Below are 18,639 nucleotides of genomic sequence, written 5' to 3'. Positions count from 1 at the left end.
CGCTAGCGCGGCAGCGCGAGCTTGATCAGCGCATCGGGCGTCGCGTGCGCCTTCGCGACCTCGCCCGCGATCCGTCCTTCCTTCATCACGACGATGCGATCCGACACGCCGATCACCTCGGCCAGATCGCTCGACACGAGAATCACCGTGCGGCCCGCTTCCGCGAGTTCGTAGAACAGGTTGTAGATTTCCGCGCGCGCGCCGACGTCGATGCCGCGCGTCGGCTCGTCCATCAGGAACACGTCGATGCGCTCGGCCAGCCAGCGCGCGAGCACGACCTTCTGCTGGTTGCCACCGGACAGCGCGCCGATCGGCGTATCGCCGTCGCGGGTCTTGATCGCGAGCCGCTCGATGTAGCGTTGCGCGAGTTCGCGTTCGCGTCGCCCGTCGAGCAGCATGCGCGCCGGGCTGAAATGGCGGCGCGCGCTGATGTTCAGGTTGTCGGCCACCGACGCAATCGCGACGATGCCTTCCTGCTTGCGGTCTTCCGGGCACAGCGCGATGCCGGCGCGCACCGCGTCGCGCGGGCTTCCGAATGCGACGCGCTTTCCGTTCAGCTCGACGTGCCCCGCACTCGGGCGCACCGCGCCGTACAGCAGCTTCATCAGCTCGGAGCGGCCCGCGCCGACGAGCCCGAAGAAGCCGACGATCTCGCCGCGCCGCGCGGTGAACGACACGGGCTCGGCCAGCCCGGGCCCGGCCAGCCCCTTCGCCTCGATCAGCACGTCGCCGGCCGTGCGCGGCCGGTAGCCGTATACGTCTGCAATCGAGCGGCCGACCATGCAGCCGATCAGCCGGTCGCGATCGAGACCGGTCGCGGAATCGAACGTGTCGATGCGCCGGCCGTCGCGGAACACGGTCACGCGGTCGCACAGTTCATAGACCTCTTCCATCCGGTGCGTGACGTAGATGATCGCGCGGCCTTCCGCGCGCAGCGCACGGATGATCCGGAACAGCTGCGTCGTTTCGCGCGCCGACAGCGAACTCGTCGGTTCGTCGAACGCGATCACGCGCGCGTCGCGCATCAACGCCTTGCCGATCTCGATCATCTGGCGCTGACCGATCGACAGGTACTTCACCGGAATGCCCGGATCGATGTGCTCGCCGAGCCGCTCCAGCGCATCGAGTGCGCGCGCGGCGAGCGTGCGCTCGTCGACCACGCCGAGCCGGCTCGGCAGTTGCCCGAGCATCAGGTTCTCCGCGACCGTCAGCTCGGGCACCAGATGCAGCTCCTGGTAGATGATCGCGATGCCGGCCTCGAGCGCCGCGCGTGTCGACGCGAAGCGCTGCACGGCGCCGTTCAGCGTCAACGTGCCGGCCTGCGGCTGGTTCACGCCGGACAGCACCTTCAGCAGCGTCGATTTGCCCGCGCCGTTTTCGCCCATCAGTCCGTGCACTTCACCCGCGCGCACCGACAGCGACACGCCATCGAGCGCACGCACGCCCGGGAACGTCACCGTGATGCCGTCGAGCGCGAGCAGCGGGCCGCCCGGCGGCGTAGCCGTCTCGGCGTCGCTGCCGGACACGGCCGTCATCGTCTGCATCGTCATCGCCTTCTCGCCTCGCGCGCTCAGATGCCGAGCTCGGTACGCACGGCCTGCCAGTTCGCGCGCGTCATCAGCTTGCCGCTCGTCTGCGTGTCGGCCGGCGGCGTCTTGCCGTTGCGGATCCAGTCGACGAGGTTCTGCGTGCTGTCCTTGCCGTGGTTCGTCGAGCTGACCGCGATCGTCCCGTAGAAGCCGGTCGGCTCCTTCTTCTGGAATTCGGCGAACGCCTCGCCCGCGCCGTTGATACCGACGCCGATCACGTCGGCCGACGGGATGTGCAGTTGCTCGGTCGCACGCACCGCGCCAAGTACGGTCTCCTCGTTCAGCGCGTAGACGACCCATTTCTTCACGTTCGGATGGCGCGCGAGCACGGGCGCGGCCGCGCTGAAACCGCCTTCGTCGTCGGTCGTCTTCTGCGGCGCGTCGAAGATGTTCTCCTTGCGGAAGCCGTTCGCGAGCAGCGCCTGCGTCGCGCCGTCGGTGCGCAGCTTGGCGGTCGGCAGCTCGTAGTTCGTGACCCGCAGCGCGCCGACTTCCTCGGGCTTCCAGCCGCGCCGCTTCATCTCGTCGGCGATCGCTTGGCCGACCTGGTTGCCGATCTTGGTCGCCGACATCCCGAGGTGCGGCACGTTCGTCAGCGGCTTGCCGGTCGAATCGACGAGCTGGTCGTCGACCGTCACGAACTTCATGTTGTAGCGCTTCGCGCGCGCGGCGATCGCCGGGCCGAGGCGCACGTCGGGCGCGCAGATCACGAAGCCCTGCGCGCCCTGCGAACCGAGGTTGTCGATCGCGGCCAGCACCTTCTCGCCGTCCGGCGTGCCGATCTTCACGACCGAGAAATTCTCCTTCTGGCCAAGCGCGGACGCCGCGTTCTGCTCGTTGATGAACCATGCCTGCTCGGGCATCTTCACGAGGAAGCCGATCTTCAGCGGCGCGTCGGCGCGCGCGGCGCCCTGCATGCCGAGCGGCGCGATGCAGAGCGCGGCCAGCAGCGCGCGCAACGTATGGCGGCGAATCGTGTGAGTCGTGCGGTTCATGCGGTGTCTCCTTTATGTCGGCTTGTGCCGTGACGTGGTGTGCCGGAAAGATTCGTCGTGCGCGCTTCGTGCCGAAGCGCGCACGTTCAGCGGCCGAACGCGTCGGTCTGCACGCGCCGACCGAACAGGAACGCATCGGCGACGAGCCGCAGCGGCCGCACGTCGACGTCGCTTTCGCCCCGCGCGATCAGCGCGTGGAAGTGCGCATACAGCGCCGGATACTCGCGTTCGGGCCCGATCTCGACCGGCTCGCCCGCAATCGACAGTTGCGCGCCGCCGCGGCTGATCGCGAGCACGCCGTCGGCCGTATCGACCGCGATCTCCCATTGCTCGACGGGGCCGTGCCGCCAGTCGAATTCCGCGCGCACCGGCACGCCGCCGGTATCCGCGCAATCGAGTTCGGCCGCGATCGGCGTCTGCACATCGCCCGGCACGAACAGCGTCGCTTCGCGCAGCACGAGTTCGCGCGGCAGGATTCGCGTGACGATCGACAGCGCGTTGATGCCCGGATCGAACACGCCGAGGCCGCCCGGCTCCCAGATCCACTGCTGCCCCGGATGCCAGCGCCGCACGTCCTCCTTCCAGCGCACCTGCACCGCGCGGATCGTGCGCGTCGCGAGCCATGCACGCGCGGGCTCGACCGCACTCGCGCAGCGCGAATGCCAGGTCGCGAACAACGTGAGGCCGCGTTCGCGCGCCAGCGCGTCCAGCGCCGCCACTTCGCCGAGCGTCGCGCCCGGCGGCTTCTCGAGCATCACGTGCTTGCCGGCTTCGAGCGCCGCGCGTGCCTGCGCGTAGCGCACCTGCGGCGGTGCGCACAGCGACACCGCGTCGAGCTCGCGCTCGGCCGCCAGCAGCGCGCGCAGATCGGGATAGTTGCGGACGCCCGCGACTTCCGCGTGGCGGCTCGCGCACGCGGTCAACGCAAAGCCCGGTTCGGCGGCGATCGCCGGCAGGTGCTGGTCGCGCGCGATCTTGCCGATCCCGACGACACCCAGCGAAATCGGATCACTCATCGTGCGTGTCTCCTTCGCGCATCGCTCAGTGCGCCCAGCGCAGCACGAGCGGATCGAGCCGGCGCGCGATCGCGAGCAGCTCCGCGCGCGTGTCCGGGTGCAGTTCCGGCATCGGATGCCGCGGCCGCTCGCACGCGATCACGCCGCCTGCGCGCATCAGCGCCTTCGCGGTGAGGATCCCGGACTGGCGGTTCTCGTGATTGATCAGCGGCAGCCACGCCTGGTAGCGCGCGTACGCATCGTCGTGGCGCCCTGCGCGCCACGCGTCGAGGATCGGCCGGATGCCGTCCGGATACGCGCCGCCCGTCATCGCGCCGGTCGCGCCCGCATGGAGATCGGCGAGCAGCGTGATCGCCTCCTCGCCGTCCCACGGCCCCTCGATCGCGTCGCCGCCGAGCCGGATCAGCTCGCGCAGCTTGTTCGCGGCGCCTGGCGTCTCGATCTTGAAGTACGCGACCTGCTCGATCTCGCGCGCCATCCGCGCGAGACACGGTGCGGACAGCGCGGTGCCGCTCGCGGGCGCGTCCTGGATCATGATCGGGATCGAGATCGCGTCGGATACGCGCGCATAGAAGTCGAAGATCTGCGCTTCCGGCACGCGGAACGTCGCGCCGTGGTAAGGCGGCATCGCCATCACCATCGCCGCGCCGAGCTGCTGCGCGCGCAGGCTGCGCGCCGCGCACACCTGCGTGCTGTAATGCGACGTCGTGACGATCACCGGCACGCGGCCCGCGACGTGCTCGAGGATCGTGCGCGTGAGCACGTCGCGTTCATCGTCGGTGATCGCGAACTGCTCGGAGAAATTCGCGAGGATGCACAGCCCGTCCGAGCCCGCGTCGATCATGAAATCGACCGCGCGCTTCTGGCTCGCGAGGTCGAGCTCGCCGGTGTCGGCAAACGTCGTCGGGACGACGGGGAAGATGCCGCGATAACGCGGCGTGCTGCTCGATGTCATGGTTCGCGTCCTGCTTCGGCCCCGGTCACGGCCGGCCGTCATGCGTTCACGGTTTCACGTCGTGCGGGCCGGGCGCCCGCGACCGGCTGCGGCGCACCTCGCGCCGCGCGCCGCTCAATGCGAATGGCTCGGCACGTCCGCGCCGCGCGTGCCGACCAGGAAGTCGAGGTCGCACCCCTCGTCGGCCTGCAGCACGTGATCGATGTACAGCCGCGCGTAACCGCCCTTGCCGATCTGGCCGGCCACCCCCGGTGCCGCGGCCGGATCGACGTCCGACAGGCGGCGCTGCAGTTCGTCATCCGTAATGTCGAGATGCAGCGTGCCGGCCTCGCAGTCGAGTTCGATCCAGTCGCCGTTGCGTACGGCCGCGAGCGGGCCGCCGGCAGCGGCCTCGGGCGCGACGTGCAGCACGACCGTGCCGTACGCGGTGCCGCTCATCCGCGCATCCGAAATCCGCACCATGTCCTTCACGCCCTGGCGCAGCAGCTTCGGCGGCAGCCCCATGTTGCCGACCTCGGCCATGCCCGGATAGCCGCGCGGCCCGCAGTTCTTCAGCACGAGCACCGAGCTGGCGTCGACCTCGAGCGCCTCGTCGTTGATCGTCGCCTTGTAGTGGTCGAGGTTCTCGAACACGACCGCGCGGCCGCGATGCTTGAGCAGTTCGGGGCTCGCCGCCGACGGTTTCAGCACCGCGCCGCGCGGCGCGAGGTTGCCGCGCAGGATGCAGATGCCGCCATCCGCGATCAGCGGCCGGTCGAGCGGGCGGATCACCTCGTCGTCGTAGTTCGGCGCTTCGCGCACGTTGTCCCACAGCGACTTGCCGTTCACCGTCAGCGCCGCCGGGTGCGGCAGCAGCCCACCTTCGCCGAGGCGGCGCAGCACGGCCGGCAGCCCGCCCGCGTAATAGAACTCTTCCATCAGGAAGCGCCCCGACGGCATCAGGTCGACGATCGTCGGGGTCGCGCGGCCGATCCGCATCCAGTCTTCCAGTTCGAGCGGCACGCCGATGCGGCCCGCGATCGCCTTCAGGTGGATCACCGCATTCGTCGACCCGCCGATCGCCGCATTCGTGCGGATCGCGTTCTCGAACGCCGCGCGCGTCAGGATCTTCGACAGCACGAGACCGTCGAGCGCCATCTCGACGATGCGGATGCCCGACATGTGCGCGAGCACGTAGCGACGCGAATCGACGGCCGGAATCGCCGCGTTGTGCGGCAGCGCGACGCCGAGCGCCTCGGCCATGCACGCCATCGTCGACGCGGTGCCCATCGTGTTGCAGGTGCCGGCCGAGCGCGACATCCCGGCTTCGGCCGACAGGAAGTGATGAAGATCGATCTCGCCGGCCTTCAGCGCTTCGTGCAGCTGCCACACGGCCGTGCCCGACCCGATGTTCTTGCCTTCCAGCTTGCCGTTCAGCATCGGGCCGCCCGACACGACGATCGCCGGCACGTCGCAGCTCGCCGCCCCCATCAGCAGCGCAGGCGTCGTCTTGTCACAGCCGGCGAGCAGCACGACGGCGTCGATCGGGTTGCCGCGGATCGCTTCCTCGACGTCCATCGACGCGAGGTTGCGCGTGAGCATCGCCGACGGCCGCAGGTTCGATTCGCCGTTCGAGAACACCGGGAATTCGACCGGGAAGCCGCCCGCCTCGGAGATCCCGCGCTTCACGTGCTCGGCGAGCTTGCGGAAGTGCGCATTGCATGGCGTCAGTTCGGACCACGTGTTGCAGACGCCGATGATCGGCCGGCCGTCGAACGCGTGATCGGGGATGCCCTGGTTCTTCATCCAGCTCCGGTACATGAAGCCGTTCTTGTCGTTCGTGCCGAACCATTGGGCGGAGCGCAGCCTCGGTTTTGTTGCCGACATCGTCTGTCCTCGGGTGACGGGATACCGGCGCAGTCTAGGCAGAATTTTGATAACTGGCTAATGACGTTTTTGGCGATTACGATATCGATTCCGATATCGATATAAACCCGTACGATGCCCGAAGCCAGCCCGTGGGGAAACCGTGGCCGCCTGAAGACACGCCAGCTCCTGCTGGTCGTCGCGCTCGCCGACGAAGGCAGCATCCATCGCGCGGCGGCCGCGCTGAGCATGACGCAGCCGGCCGCGTCGAAGCTGCTGCGCGAACTTGAGGAATCGATCGGCGCGGTGCTGTTCGAGCGCCTGCCGCGCGGGATGCGGCCGACGCTGTACGGCGACGCGCTGATCCGCCACGCGCGCATGGCGCTCGGCAGTCTCGACCAGGCGCATGAGGAACTGGCCGCGCTGAAGGCCGGCCATCTCGGCCACGTGGCGGTGGGCGCGATCACGTCGCCGGGGCTGCGGCTCGTGCCGCCGGCCGTTGCCGCGGTGAAGGGCACGCACGCGGGCCTGCACGTGTCGGTCGAGATCGACACCAGCAACGTGCTGCTCGAACATCTCGCGCAGGAGAAGATCGATATCGTGCTCGGCCGGCTCTCTGCCGAACACGACAAGCTGCGCCTGCGCTACGAGCCGCTGACCGGCGAGCCGGTGGCCGCCGTCGTGCGAACCGGCCACCCGCTGCTCGCGCAGGTGCCGCTGTCGCTCGCGGACGTGCAGCGCGCCGCGTGGGTCGTGCCGCCGGCCGGCAGCGTGCTGCGGCATCGTTTCGAGCTCGTGTTCCAGCGTGCGAGCCTCGCGCCGCCCGCCAACCTCGTCGAAACGGCAGCGCTGCTGTTCATCACGCAACTGCTCGAACAGAGCGACATGATCGCGGTGCTGGCCGAGGACGTCGCGCGCTATTACGCGCGGCACGGGATCGTCACGGTGCTGCCGCTGGAGATGGATTGCCGGATGGACGATTTCGGGATCATCACGCGCACCGACCGGCTGCATTCGCCAGCCGTCGCGGTGATGGCCGATGCAATTCGCGTGGCGGCGCGGGAGGTTTACGGCGTCTCGCTGTGACGACGCTGCGGCGGATCGGTTGCCGGGATGCCCGTATCGCCCGTATCGCCCGGCATGCACGCGCGCCGCGTGACGCGCATGCGGCTCCTGCCGCGCGTTACACCCAGGGCGCTGCGAGCCCTTCCGTCTTCAACGCCCGCTGGATCGCCGGGCGCGCAAGCACCCGCTGCAAATAACCGCCGAGTACCGGCCGCTGCCGTGCCGGCGCGGCAAAGCCGCGCGTCCAGCGGCACAGCATCAGCGCGTACGGATCGAGCACCGTGTAGTGCTCACCAAGCAGCCACGGCCCGCCGCCCGTTTCCAGCTGATGCTCGAGTTGATCCAGCAGCGTCGCGATCTTTGCCTCCGCATGCGCGTTGACCTGCGCGGCGCCCGACGCATTGCCCGCATCGACCCAGCGTTCCGGATAGAAATACGCGATCAGCGTTGCCTGCAGCGTGTTGGTGAGCCACATGAGCCACTTGTAGCACTGCGCGCGCGCCGGTGTACCGAGGCCGGGCGCAAGCCGCCGCTCCGGATGCGTATCGGCGAGATGCAGACAGATCGCGGCGGTTTCGTACAGCACGAGATCGCCGTCGACCAGCACCGGGATGAGTCCGTTCGGATTCAGCGCGAGATAGTCCGGCGACTTGTGCTGGTCGTGCGTGCGGTCGACATACGCCAGCTCGAACGGCTTGCCGATTTCCTCGAGCACGAAGTGCGGCGCCATGCTCGCATTGCCGGGGTAGTAGAAAAGCTTCATCGTCGATTTCGTTTGGCGGCTGGCGGCGTCAGGCGGCGGCGAACTCGATCACGGGTTCGCAGCGGATCGGGAAGTTGACCGAGTTCGCGATATAGCATTTCGCATGCGCATCGTGATGCAGATGCGCCGCCTTTTCGCGATCGCCGCCGGCCTGAATGGTCACGTGCGGACGCAGCACGATTTCGGTGAAGCGGCCTTCCTGTGCGCTGTCGAGCATCGTGCCTTCCGCGTGGTCGACATAGGACACCACGCGGATGCCGGCATCGGAACACAGGTGCAGATACCAGAGCTTGTGGCACGCCGATGCCGACGCGAGCAACAAGTCTTCCGGATTCCAGCGTGATGCATCGCCGCGAAACGCCGCGTCCGACGAACCAGGAATATCCGGCTTCGAACCCGCGCGGATCACATGATCGCGGCCGTACTCGCGATATCCCGACGTGCCGGTGCCGCGATTGCCCGTCCACTCCACTGCGACGCGATACTTGTGTTCGCCTGCTGCCATCTCGCTCTCCATTGATGTCGGTTGCTTCGACCGTGCCGGATGCCGTTTTGCAGCACCCGCCTGTGGCCGTCATTGTGGCACTGGATTGCCGCTTGGTATACCATTATTCCAAATTGACGGAACATGCAGGCATGGAAGCCAAACTCGACTCTACGGCAGACGCCATCGCCGCGTCGCTGCGCGACATGATCATCAACGGCGAGCTGGCGGCTGGCGAACGGCTCGTCGAGCGCGATCTGGCCGAGCGGTTCGGCATCAGCCGGATTCCGATGCGCGAAGCGATCCAGCGGCTGGAACGCGAGGGATTGCTGGATATCTTCAGGAATCGCGGCGCCGTCGTGCGGATGCTGAGCGCATCGGACGTACAGGAAATCTACGACCTGCGCGTGCTGCTCGAAGGCGACGCGATCTACCGGAGCGTGAAGCGGCTCGACGACGAGACGCTCGCGCGCGCCGAACTCGTGCATCGCCTGCTCGGCGATGCGGCCGTGCCGCGCAGGCAGGGAGAACTGAATCGCGAATTCCACGCGTTGCTTTACGCGTGTTGCGGCAATGCGCGGCAGTTGCGGTCGATTGCCGAACTGCGCAGTCAGGTCGAACGTTACGAGCGCCTGCAAACCACCCTGCTCGCCGATACGCCGTCGTTCCAGGTCGAACACGAAGAGATTCTGCAAGCGTGCCGCGAACGCAATGCGCGTGCGGCTCGCTCGATGACGGTCGCGCATCTGGAGTCGGCGAGAAACATCGTGATGCGGCTCGTCGAAGGCGGGTGAGCCCGGCTCGCGCGCACGCCGTTATACCGCGCGCCGTACCGGCCCGGTCGTCCCGCGCACCCTCAGTTTCGGCAACGACGCGACACGCACGCGCGACGCCGCGTCGCTCTGCCCGCCCGCCTCGCGCAACGTATTGAGCAGTTCGACCGCGAGGCCGGCCGCTTCGGCGGTCGGGATCGCGACGGTCGTCAGCGTCGGGCGTGTGTCGCTCGCCAGATGAATGTCGGTCAGGCCGACGATCGACAGATCGTCCGGTACGCGCCTGCCGCGATCGGCCGCTGCGTGCATGGCGCCGATCGCCGGCAGGTCATTGGTCGCAACCAGCGCGGTCAACCGCGGATGCGCATCGAGCAGTCGCCCTGCCGCGCGCACGCCGCCTTCGATCGAATCGCGCTCGGCCGCGACGATCGACGCGTCAAGCCCGGCCTCGCGCATCACGTCAACGAAGCCGTCGTAGCGCGCCGCTTGCACGCCGCTCGCTGCGCCGCCGACGATCACGCCGATCTTCTCGTGACCCAGTTCGAGCAGATGCCGCGTCGCGATCCGTCCCGCCTCACGGAAATCGATCGCCACGCACGGCAACCCGTCCGGCGGCGCCTCGGGCCGCTCCCACAGGCACAGCACGACCGGCACGCCGCGTCGCGCGACGTCGAGCAGATCCGGCAGATGCAGGTTCGCGTTGGTCACGAGTATCCCTTCGGAGATCGTGCCGGCGATCTGGTCGAGATACGCGCGCCCCTGCAACGGATCTTCATTCGTATTGCAGACGATCAGGAACTGTCCGTTGCGGCGCACCGCCCGCTCGACCGCCAGCGCGAACTCCGGATAGAACGGGTTCGCGATGCTCGACACCATCAGCGCGACCGTCGGTGCGCGCCCTTCCGCCAGTGCCCGCGCGGCGAGATGCGGCCGGTACCCGAGCGCCTCGACCGCTTCCAGCACGCGCGCCCGCGTCGCGTCGCCCACCCTGCCGCGGCCGCGCAGCACGTTCGACACCGTTGCGGCCGTCACGCCCGCGCGACGCGCCACTTCATCCAGGGTTGCCATCGTATGCTCACTATATGAGACGTCGATCCAGTATTTGCTTCGCTCACCGAAGCGGCGCACTATCGCCGCACACCTTGCCGCCCGTCGAACGGGCGCGACTCGGCCGCGATCGCATCGCCTCTTTTTTTGATCGCGGTGATTAAGCGCTTAATCATGCAGTACGGCGTATTAAAACATGGAGCGGAGACAATGGCGAGCATCTCGATGCGACGCGTGCAGAAAGCCTATGGCGATCACGCGCCGGTCATTCGCGACGTCGATCTGGAGATCGGCGCGCATGAGTTCTGCGTGTTCCTCGGACCATCCGGATGCGGGAAATCGACGTTGCTGCGCATGATTGCCGGCCTCGAGGACCTGAGCGCGGGAGAGCTGTCGATCGACGGCCGCCGGGTCGACGACGTGCCGGCCGCCGAGCGCGGCGTCGCGATGGTGTTCCAGAGCTACGCACTGTTTCCGCACATGACGGTGTACGAGAACATGGCGTTCGGGCTGAAGCTCGCCCGTGTGCCGAAAGCCGAGATCGACCGGAAGGTGCGCGACGCCGCGCGTATCCTGCAACTCGACACGCTGCTCGAGCGCAAGCCGAAAGCGTTGTCGGGCGGCCAGCGGCAGCGCGTCGCGATCGGCCGGGCGATCGTGCGCGAGCCCGGCGTGTTCCTCTTCGATGAGCCGCTGTCGAATCTCGACGCGGCGCTGCGCGGCCAGACCCGCATCGAGATCGCGCGGCTGCACCGGCAGTTCGAACGCGCGAGCGTCGTCTACGTGACGCACGACCAGACCGAGGCGATGACGCTCGCCGACAAGATCGTGCTGCTGCACGCGGGCGCGGACACCGCGCAGCACGGCAGCATCGCGCAGGTCGGTGCGCCGCTCGACCTCTACCATCACCCCGCCAGCCGCTTCGTCGCGGGCTTCATCGGCTCGCCGCGAATGAACTTCCTGCCGGCCGTCGTCGCTGCGTGCGACGCACATCGCACGACCGTCACGCTCGTGCCGTCCGGCGAAACCTTCACGCTGCCGCGCGACGGCTCGGCCCTCGGCGCCGGCACCGCCGTGACGCTCGGCATTCGCCCCGAACACCTGACGCTCGGCGCCGCACCCGACGCAACGACGCTCGCACGCGACGTCGCGCTCGTCGAACGCCTCGGCGAACAAACCTACGTGCACCTCGACGGGCCCGGCGGCGCGCCGCTGATCGCGAAGGTCCCCGGCGACGCGCAGGTGCGCACCGGCGAGCGCGTGCACGTGCATGCGCCGGCCGTGGCCTGCCATCTCTTCACCGAAGACGGCCGCGCGGTGCCCGCGTGCGCCGACGTCCACGTCCACCACTACGCATAAGGATCGGCATGCGCCTCGGAGTCTGCTACTACCCGGAACACTGGCCGGAATCGATGTGGGCCGATGACGCCCGCCGAATGAAAGCGCTCGGCATCGAGCAGGTGCGGATCGCCGAATTCGCGTGGAGCCGCATCGAGCCGTCGCCGGGCGAATACGACTGGGGCTGGCTCGACCGCGCGATCGACGTGCTCGGCGCGGCCGGCCTCGAGATCGTGATGTGCACGCCGACCGCGACGCCGCCGAAGTGGCTGGTCGACCGCCATCCCGACATCCTCGCGATCGGCGCGGACGGACGGCCGCGCGCATTCGGCTCGCGCCGCCACTACGACTTCTCGTCGCCGACCTATCTCGAAGCGTCGCGCCAGATCTGCACGGCGGTCGCCGAACGCTACGGCCGCCACCCGGCCGTGCGCTACTGGCAGACCGACAACGAACTCGGCTGCCATCAGACCGTCGTCAGCTACTCGCCGGCCGCGCTCGTACGCTTCCGTGCATGGCTGAAGGCACGCTACGGCACGATCGACGCGCTGAACCGCGCGTGGGGCACCGTGTTCTGGAGCATGGAGTATCGCCATTTCGACGAAGTCGACGCGCCCGTCGGCACCGTAACCGAAGCGCATCCGTCGCATCGCCTCGACTACCGGCGCTTCGCGTCCGACGAAGTCGCGCGCTATCACCGGATGCAGGTCGACGTGATCCGCGCGCACTCGCCGGGCCGGCCTGTCGCGCACAACTTCATGCAGCTGTTCACCGAGTTCGACCACTACGAGGTCGCCCGCGACCTCGACATCGCGACGTGGGACAGCTACCCGCTCGGCGCGCTCGAGGAGCAATGGTTCGCGCCCGACGTGAAAGCGCGTTGGCTGCGCACCGGCCATCCCGATTTCGCGTCGTTCAATCACGACCTCTATCGCGGCATGTCGAAGCTGCCGTTCTGGGTGATGGAACAACAGCCGGGGCCCGTGAACTGGGCGCAGTGGAACCCCGCGCCGCTGCCGGGCATGGTGCGTCTGTGGAGCTGGGAAGCGTTCGCGCACGGCGCCGGCTGCGTGTCGTACTTCCGCTGGCGGCAGGCGCCGTTCGCGCAGGAACAGATGCATGCCGGCCTGCACACGCCCGACGACAAGCTCGATGAAGGCGGCCGCGAGGCGCAGCGCGTCGCACGCGAGATCGCGGCCGTGCACGACGCCGGCAAGGATGCGGATGCGGACGGCCCGGTGCGCGCACCGGTCGCGCTGGTCTTCGACTACGAAGCGAAGTGGCTGTTCGAAGTGCAGCCGCAGGGCGCCGATTTCCACTACCCGCGCTTCGCATTCGAGTACTACTCGGCGCTGCGCGCGCTCGGCCTCGACGTCGACATCGTTTCGGCGAACGCACCGCTCGACGGCTACCGCCTCGTCGTCGTGCCGCCGCTGCCCGTCGTGCCCGACGATTTCGCGGCACGGCTCGCCGCATCGGGCGCGCATGCGGTGTTCGGGCCGCGTACCGGTTCGAAGACCGTCGACTTGCAGATTCCGCCGACGCTGCCGCCCGGCCCGCTCGCGTCGATCCTGCCGGTGCGCGTGTGGCGCGTCGAGTCGCTGCGGCCGAACGTGACCGAGCGGATCGACGGCACGCTGCGCGACGGTTCACCGCTCGCGGGCGATGCGCGCCACTGGCGCGACTTCGTCGAGCTGCGCGACGACACGCGCAGCGTCGTGCGCGCCCGTTTCGCCGACGGTCATCCGGCCTGCGTATCGCATGGCGTGCTGCACTACTGGGCTGCGCTGTTCGACGATGCGACCACCACGAAGCTGTTCGCCGACGTCGCGGCCGAAGCGGGCCTCGCGCCGGTGCCGCTCGGCGACGGCGTGCGCGTGAGCCGGCGCGGCGGCCTGACCTACGTTTTCAACTACGGCAACGCACCGCACACGATCGACGCAGTGCCGCCGTCGGCATTCGTGCTCGGCGCCGCGCAAGTCGGGCCGCGGGACGTGGCCGTGTATCGAAGCCGTTCGTAGCATCCCGCCACCGGCGCCACGCCGCGCCGGTCACGCACAACGACACACAGGACTGGAGACACGCATGACACATCGCCCCCTTCGCGCCGCCGCCCGGCTCGCCACGGCCGCCGCCGTCGCCTTCGCGTCGCTCGGCATGACGGCGCCCGCCGATGCCGGCACGCTGACGATCAACATCGCGTTCAAGGGCGCGAGCCAGCGCGCGGTCTGGCAATCGACGCTCGACGCCTTTCGCAAGGCGCACCCCGACATCGACGTGAAGGCAACCTTCGTCGACGAGGAAGCGTACAAGGTGCAGCTCCCCGCGTGGCTCACGACCGTCGCGCCGGACGTCGTGAACTGGCACGCGGGTGAGCGGATGGCGTACTACGCGAAGCGCGGGCTGTTCGAAGACCTGAGCGGCGACTGGACGAAAAACGGCTGGGGCGCGATGTATGCGTCGACGCGCGACGCATCGTCGTACAACGGCAAGCAGTACGCGGCGCCGACCGTCTACTACTCGTGGGGGCTGTTCTACCGCAAGGACCTGTTCCGCAAGGTCGGCATCGCCGACGAGCCGAAGACCTGGGACCAGTTTCTGGACGCGTGCAAGAAACTGAAAGCGGCCGGCATCACGCCGATCGCGATCGGCGGCCGCGACGCGTGGACGCTCGCCGGCTGGTTCGACTATCTCGACCTGCGCCTGAACGGCAACGCGTTCCACCAGCAATTGATGGCCGGCGACGTGCCGTACACCGACCCGCGCGTGAAGAAGGTCTACACGACATGGAAATCGCTGATCGATGCCGGCTACTTCATCGACAACGCGCTGTCCTACGATCTCGACGGCGCGCAGCCGTTCCTGTTCCAGGGCAAGGCCGCGATGATGCTGATGGGCACCTTCATCGCGGCCGGCTTTCCGCCGAGCGTGAAGCAGGAAATGGGCTACTACCGGTTCCCGGTCATCGACCCGAAGGTGCCGACCGCCGAGGACGGCCCGGTCGAGTCGCTGCACATCCCGACGAAGGCGAAGAACAAGGCCGACGCGCACACGTTCCTCGCGTTCGTCGAAACGCCCGAGATGGGCGCGAAGCTCGCGGAAGGCCTCGGCTCGCTGTCGGCCAACAGCAAGTCGCCCGAGCCGGCCGATCCGATTTCGCGCATCGGCTTCCGCATCCTTGCCGACACGAAGGGAGGCGTCGCGCAGTTCTACGACCGCGACATGACGAAGGAAATGGCCGACGAAGGGATGAAGGGCATGCAGCAGTTCCTCGCGAATCCCGCGCAGCTCGATACGGTGCTCGCGCAGCTCGAACAGACCCGCAAGCGGATCTACAAGAAGTGACCGCGTGACCCAACCGGCGGCCGCGCGCCGCCGTGTCCGTTCAGGAGGCTTGCCGTGTCCAGTCCGATCACGTCCACCCCGCCCGCCGGCGCCGCGCCGCCGCCGCGCGGGACATCCGCCGCTGCGTTGCCCGCGCGCCGCCCGTCGCCCGCCGTGCGGCGGCAACAGCGCGCCGCGTGGCTGTTTCTCGCGCCGGCCTGCGCGATGGTTGCCGTCTATGTGATCTGGCCGATCCTGTCGACGCTGTGGCTGAGCCTGTACAACTGGGACGGGATGACCGAGCGCACCTTCGTCGGGCTCGCGAACTACGCCGAGCTGCTGCAGGCCCCGACGTTCTACACCGCGCTGCGCAACAACGTGATCTGGCTCGCGCTCTTCATGCTCGCGCCGCCGCTCGGCCTCGCGCTCGCGCTGTACCTGAACCAGGCGGTCGGCGGCATCCGGCTCGTGAAGTCGCTGTTCTTCGCGCCGTTCGTGCTGTCCGGCGTGGTCGTCGGCCTGATCTTCTCGTGGTTCTACGATCCGACCTTCGGGCTGCTCGCGCTGATCGCGGGGCACGGCATCCCGGTACTCGGCGACGCGCGCTATGCGACGCTCGGCGTCGTGTTCGCCGCGCTGTGGCCGCAGACCGCGTACTGCATGATCCTGTACCTGACCGGCCTCACGTCGGTCAACCCGGAACAGATCGAGGCCGCGCGGATGGAAGGCGCGCGCGGCGTCGCGCTGCTGTGGCACGTCGTGCTGCCGCAGCTGCGGCCGACCACGTTCATGGCGATCGTCGTCACGGTGATCGGTGCGCTGCGCAGCTTCGACCTGATCTCGGTGATGACGAGCGGCGGGCCGTTCGAGAGTTCGACCGTGCTCGCGTATTACATGTACGACCAGGCAATCAAGTATTACCGGCTCGGCTATTCCGCGTCGATCGCGGTCGTGCTGTTCGCGATCATGCTCGTCTACATCGTGTTCCAGTTGCGCCGCATGCTGCGCAACGAGCAGTGACCCCGGGGAGGCTCATCATGTTTCCGACACCCGTTGCCCGATGGAAGCCCGTCTCGCGCCGGCTGTACAAGCTGTCGCTGCCCGTCGCGCTGCTGATCTGGCTGCTGCCGATGATCGCTGTGTTCGTCACGTCGGTGCGCTCGACCGAGGAACTCGTCGAAGGCCACTACTGGGGCTGGCCGCGCCACTTCGCGATGATCGAGAACTATCGCGACGCGCTGACGACGTCGCCGATGCTGCATTACTTCTGGAACAGCGTGCAGATCACGGTGCCGTCCGTGATCGGCTCGATCGCGCTCGCGGCGATGGCCGGCTTCGCGCTCGCGACCTACCGGTTTCGCGGCAGTACCGCGCTGTTCGGCACGTTCGTCGCCGGCAACTTCGTGCCGGTGCAGGTGCTGATGATTCCGGTGCGTGACCTGTCGTTGAGGCTCGGTGTGTTCAATACCGTCGAAGCGCTGATCCTGTTTCATGTCGCGTTTCAGACCGGGTTCTGCACGCTGTTCCTGCGCAACTTCATCAAGCAGTTGCCGTTCGAGCTGATCGAGGCCGCGCGCATCGAAGGCGCGGGGGAATGGACGGTGTTCTGGCGGATCGTGTTGCCGCTGATTCGGCCCGCGCTGGCTGCGCTGGCGATTTTGGTGTTCACGTTCGTGTGGAACGATTACTTCTGGGCGCTGTGTCTCACGCAGGGCGACGAGGCCGCGCCGATCACGGCCGGCGTCGCGGCGCTGAAGGGGCAATGGACGACGTCGTGGAATCTCGTGTCGGCCGGATCGATTCTTGCCGCGCTGCCGTCGGTCGCGATGTTCTTCGCGATGCAGAAACATTTCGTCGCGGGGCTCACGTTCGGCGCGACGAAAGGCTGAGCGCGCACCGAACGCGTTTTCGTATCTCCCCCTCCGCATCGTGAGGTTGCCCGCTTCGGCGGGCTTTTTTCATGCTTTTCCTGCGAGATGTCGGCCCGCGTCGAACCGAGCGGCTGCAACGCGATCGACGTCCCGACAAGCTTGCCTGCCTCGGCGCGGCAGGCCCCTTGCATATCAAGCCGCGCGATTCATGCGCAGCGCCCGCCACTCACCGAGTGTTTTATCGATCGCGGATTTGTCGCGCCCACTCAACGCCAGCGTGTCCTCGACGACGCTGTCGAAAAACGCCAAGGATTCCGCGTTGTGTCGACTGACCAGTTCGAACGCTGTCGCGAGATTGGGCGGGGCGCTCGATAGTCGCTCGATTTTTTTGAGAACATGCTCAGGCATCAATCTGCCTCCGACACCCGCGATAAACTCGTTGATCTCGCGTGCTTGCTCCTGGGAAACGTTACCCTCCACCGCAGCACAGGCCAGGCCAATCGCATGGGTCGATACGATGAGTTCGAAGTATTCTTCCAGGCTCTTGGTTCTCACGAACACCGCGGCCACCGCGGCCTCCAGCTTGGCCTGTCGAGCTCGCATTTCGGCGGCAATATCGGGGGGGAGACCCGGTTCCCTGGCAGCCTCGCGCTTGGGCAAAATCGCGTCGGATGCAGCAGCACAAGCGTTCCTGGCGATGGCCGCGCTCACCGCCGCCCAGTAGCCGAACCGCCCACCCGGCGCGCCCACCGGCCGCGAACTCGGCGCGTCGTTGGAAGTAGCTCCGTCTTGATGCATCGCCCGCCGCATGTAGGCGATCTGAATAACGGCGGGGATAGTGACTCGATACGCTGCTCCGCTGATGCTGGGCACCAGGAGGAATGCGGAGGCCGCCAGGCCGAACGGGCCGGCAAACGCACGCAAGACTGCCCCGCCACCCGCGATCAGTATCGCCTGACCGGTCAGCGTGTAGCCGAGTGACGCTGCAAGCGCCCTCACGATTGCAAACGCAACGGGGCCGCCGCCTTGCAAAAGGATCTGAAGCGACAGGAGGCCACTGCCGCCCACCTTGCAAACGCCGCCGACTCCAACCAGCAGCGCATCCTGGTCCGCTGGCGACAGCTTGTCCCACGCATCGGAGATGACCTTGTCGACCACCACCGTCTCGATGTCCGAGACCGATCCCTTCTTCTCTACCTTGACGTTCAGCTTTGCACAGACATCCAGCAGAATTTCTTTGTAGAGAACGCCGGTGCCACGGACCAGGTTGGCGAGTGTGTCCCCGCCGAAATGCTGAAGCTCGCCTGCAATGGCGTCCCAGGATTTCCGGTGACGGTCGGGTCGGCCCTCGGCCTTCCGGAAATCGGGATCACTCAGTAACTCGCTGGCGCGCCTCGGCTTGCCGTCCTTGTCGTGGGTCAGATAGCGCGCGAGTACCGCCAGGTCCTCCTCCGAACTGTATTTCAGAAACGTCAGGTCGTTGTCCGCCCGATACTTGATGCCCATTGTTATCCTTGGTTTGTTCAGTTTTCGTCCAGTTGCCCACGGGCCAATGTCTGGCGCACATGCCGGCA

16 protein-coding genes are annotated in these 18,639 nt (G+C 67.6%); 7 read left to right on the top strand and 9 right to left on the bottom strand.

Annotation, left to right across the window (positions count from 1 at the left end; translation table 11 throughout):
* Positions 1-2: 2 nt before the first annotated feature.
* From araG to ACWMMN_RS17095, 5 genes are all read right to left on the bottom strand, one after another.
* Complete coding sequence (araG, locus tag ACWMMN_RS17115) at positions 3-1,550, bottom strand: L-arabinose ABC transporter ATP-binding protein AraG (RefSeq protein WP_486423687.1); 1,548 nt, start codon at positions 1,548-1,550, stop codon at positions 3-5.
* Between the two features lie 20 nt (positions 1,551-1,570).
* The gene (locus ACWMMN_RS17110; protein ID WP_340625563.1) at positions 1,571-2,584 is read right to left on the bottom strand and encodes an arabinose ABC transporter substrate-binding protein; all 1,014 of its coding nucleotides are present in this window, start codon (positions 2,582-2,584) and stop codon (positions 1,571-1,573) included.
* Between the two features lie 86 nt (positions 2,585-2,670).
* Positions 2,671-3,600, bottom strand: a complete 930-nt coding sequence (locus ACWMMN_RS17105) for a Gfo/Idh/MocA family protein (RefSeq protein WP_059238386.1) — start codon at positions 3,598-3,600, stop codon at positions 2,671-2,673.
* Between the two features lie 25 nt (positions 3,601-3,625).
* On the bottom strand, positions 3,626-4,555 hold the full coding sequence (locus ACWMMN_RS17100; protein ID WP_059238384.1) for a dihydrodipicolinate synthase family protein: 930 nt from the start codon (positions 4,553-4,555) through the stop codon (positions 3,626-3,628).
* 114 nt (positions 4,556-4,669) lie between these two features.
* The gene (locus ACWMMN_RS17095; RefSeq protein WP_256087035.1) at positions 4,670-6,421 is read right to left on the bottom strand and encodes an IlvD/Edd family dehydratase; all 1,752 of its coding nucleotides are present in this window, start codon (positions 6,419-6,421) and stop codon (positions 4,670-4,672) included.
* 114 nt (positions 6,422-6,535) lie between these two features.
* On the opposite strand from ACWMMN_RS17095, the gene ACWMMN_RS17090 reads away from it, so the two are divergent.
* Complete coding sequence (locus ACWMMN_RS17090; RefSeq protein ID WP_059238380.1) at positions 6,536-7,486, top strand: LysR substrate-binding domain-containing protein; 951 nt, start codon at positions 6,536-6,538, stop codon at positions 7,484-7,486.
* Positions 7,487-7,583: 97 nt separating this feature from the next.
* On the opposite strand, the gene ACWMMN_RS17085 is transcribed toward ACWMMN_RS17090, so the two are convergent.
* Together ACWMMN_RS17085 and ACWMMN_RS17080 are read right to left on the bottom strand one after the other, a co-directional pair.
* Positions 7,584-8,228 carry a glutathione S-transferase family protein gene (locus tag ACWMMN_RS17085; protein ID WP_340625561.1) on the bottom strand — a complete coding sequence of 215 codons (645 nt, stop codon included), beginning with the start codon at positions 8,226-8,228 and terminating at the stop codon, positions 7,584-7,586.
* A gap of 28 nt (positions 8,229-8,256) precedes the next feature.
* Positions 8,257-8,733 carry an OsmC family protein gene (locus ACWMMN_RS17080; RefSeq protein WP_059240867.1) on the bottom strand — a complete coding sequence of 159 codons (477 nt, stop codon included), beginning with the start codon at positions 8,731-8,733 and terminating at the stop codon, positions 8,257-8,259.
* Between the two features lie 131 nt (positions 8,734-8,864).
* On the opposite strand from ACWMMN_RS17080, the gene ACWMMN_RS17075 reads away from it, so the two are divergent.
* Entirely contained in the window at positions 8,865-9,506 is a 642-nt protein-coding gene (locus ACWMMN_RS17075; protein ID WP_174991698.1) for a GntR family transcriptional regulator, read from the top strand.
* Positions 9,507-9,527: 21 nt separating this feature from the next.
* Here the strand turns inward: ACWMMN_RS17075 and ACWMMN_RS17070 are convergent, their stop codons facing one another.
* Positions 9,528-10,553 carry a LacI family DNA-binding transcriptional regulator gene (locus tag ACWMMN_RS17070; RefSeq protein ID WP_174991699.1) on the bottom strand — a complete coding sequence of 342 codons (1,026 nt, stop codon included), beginning with the start codon at positions 10,551-10,553 and terminating at the stop codon, positions 9,528-9,530.
* 189 nt (positions 10,554-10,742) lie between these two features.
* On the opposite strand from ACWMMN_RS17070, the gene ACWMMN_RS17065 reads away from it, so the two are divergent.
* From ACWMMN_RS17065 to ACWMMN_RS17045, 5 genes are all read left to right on the top strand, one after another.
* A complete protein-coding gene (locus tag ACWMMN_RS17065) occupies positions 10,743-11,891 on the top strand; it encodes an ABC transporter ATP-binding protein (RefSeq protein ID WP_486423686.1) in 1,149 nt (382 codons plus the stop codon).
* Between the two features lie 8 nt (positions 11,892-11,899).
* Positions 11,900-13,891 carry a beta-galactosidase gene (locus ACWMMN_RS17060; RefSeq protein WP_486423685.1) on the top strand — a complete coding sequence of 664 codons (1,992 nt, stop codon included), beginning with the start codon at positions 11,900-11,902 and terminating at the stop codon, positions 13,889-13,891.
* 64 nt (positions 13,892-13,955) lie between these two features.
* On the top strand, positions 13,956-15,215 hold the full coding sequence (locus ACWMMN_RS17055; RefSeq protein ID WP_059238369.1) for an ABC transporter substrate-binding protein: 1,260 nt from the start codon (positions 13,956-13,958) through the stop codon (positions 15,213-15,215).
* A 54-nt stretch (positions 15,216-15,269) separates the two neighbouring features.
* Entirely contained in the window at positions 15,270-16,214 is a 945-nt protein-coding gene (locus ACWMMN_RS17050; RefSeq protein ID WP_059238367.1) for a carbohydrate ABC transporter permease, read from the top strand.
* Positions 16,215-16,231: 17 nt separating this feature from the next.
* Positions 16,232-17,083, top strand: coding sequence for a carbohydrate ABC transporter permease (locus tag ACWMMN_RS17045; RefSeq protein WP_174991704.1), 852 nt, complete (start codon positions 16,232-16,234; stop codon positions 17,081-17,083).
* 174 nt (positions 17,084-17,257) lie between these two features.
* Here the strand turns inward: ACWMMN_RS17045 and ACWMMN_RS17040 are convergent, their stop codons facing one another.
* Complete coding sequence (locus ACWMMN_RS17040) at positions 17,258-18,571, bottom strand: DUF3944 domain-containing protein (RefSeq protein ID WP_486423684.1); 1,314 nt, start codon at positions 18,569-18,571, stop codon at positions 17,258-17,260.
* Positions 18,572-18,639: the final 68 nt, after the last annotated feature.

It is taken from the genome of Burkholderia cepacia complex sp. TUM26381, assembly GCF_057439935.1.
Note: the sequence above shows the minus strand (reverse complement) of the source record. Positions and strands in the feature narration are given on the sequence as shown.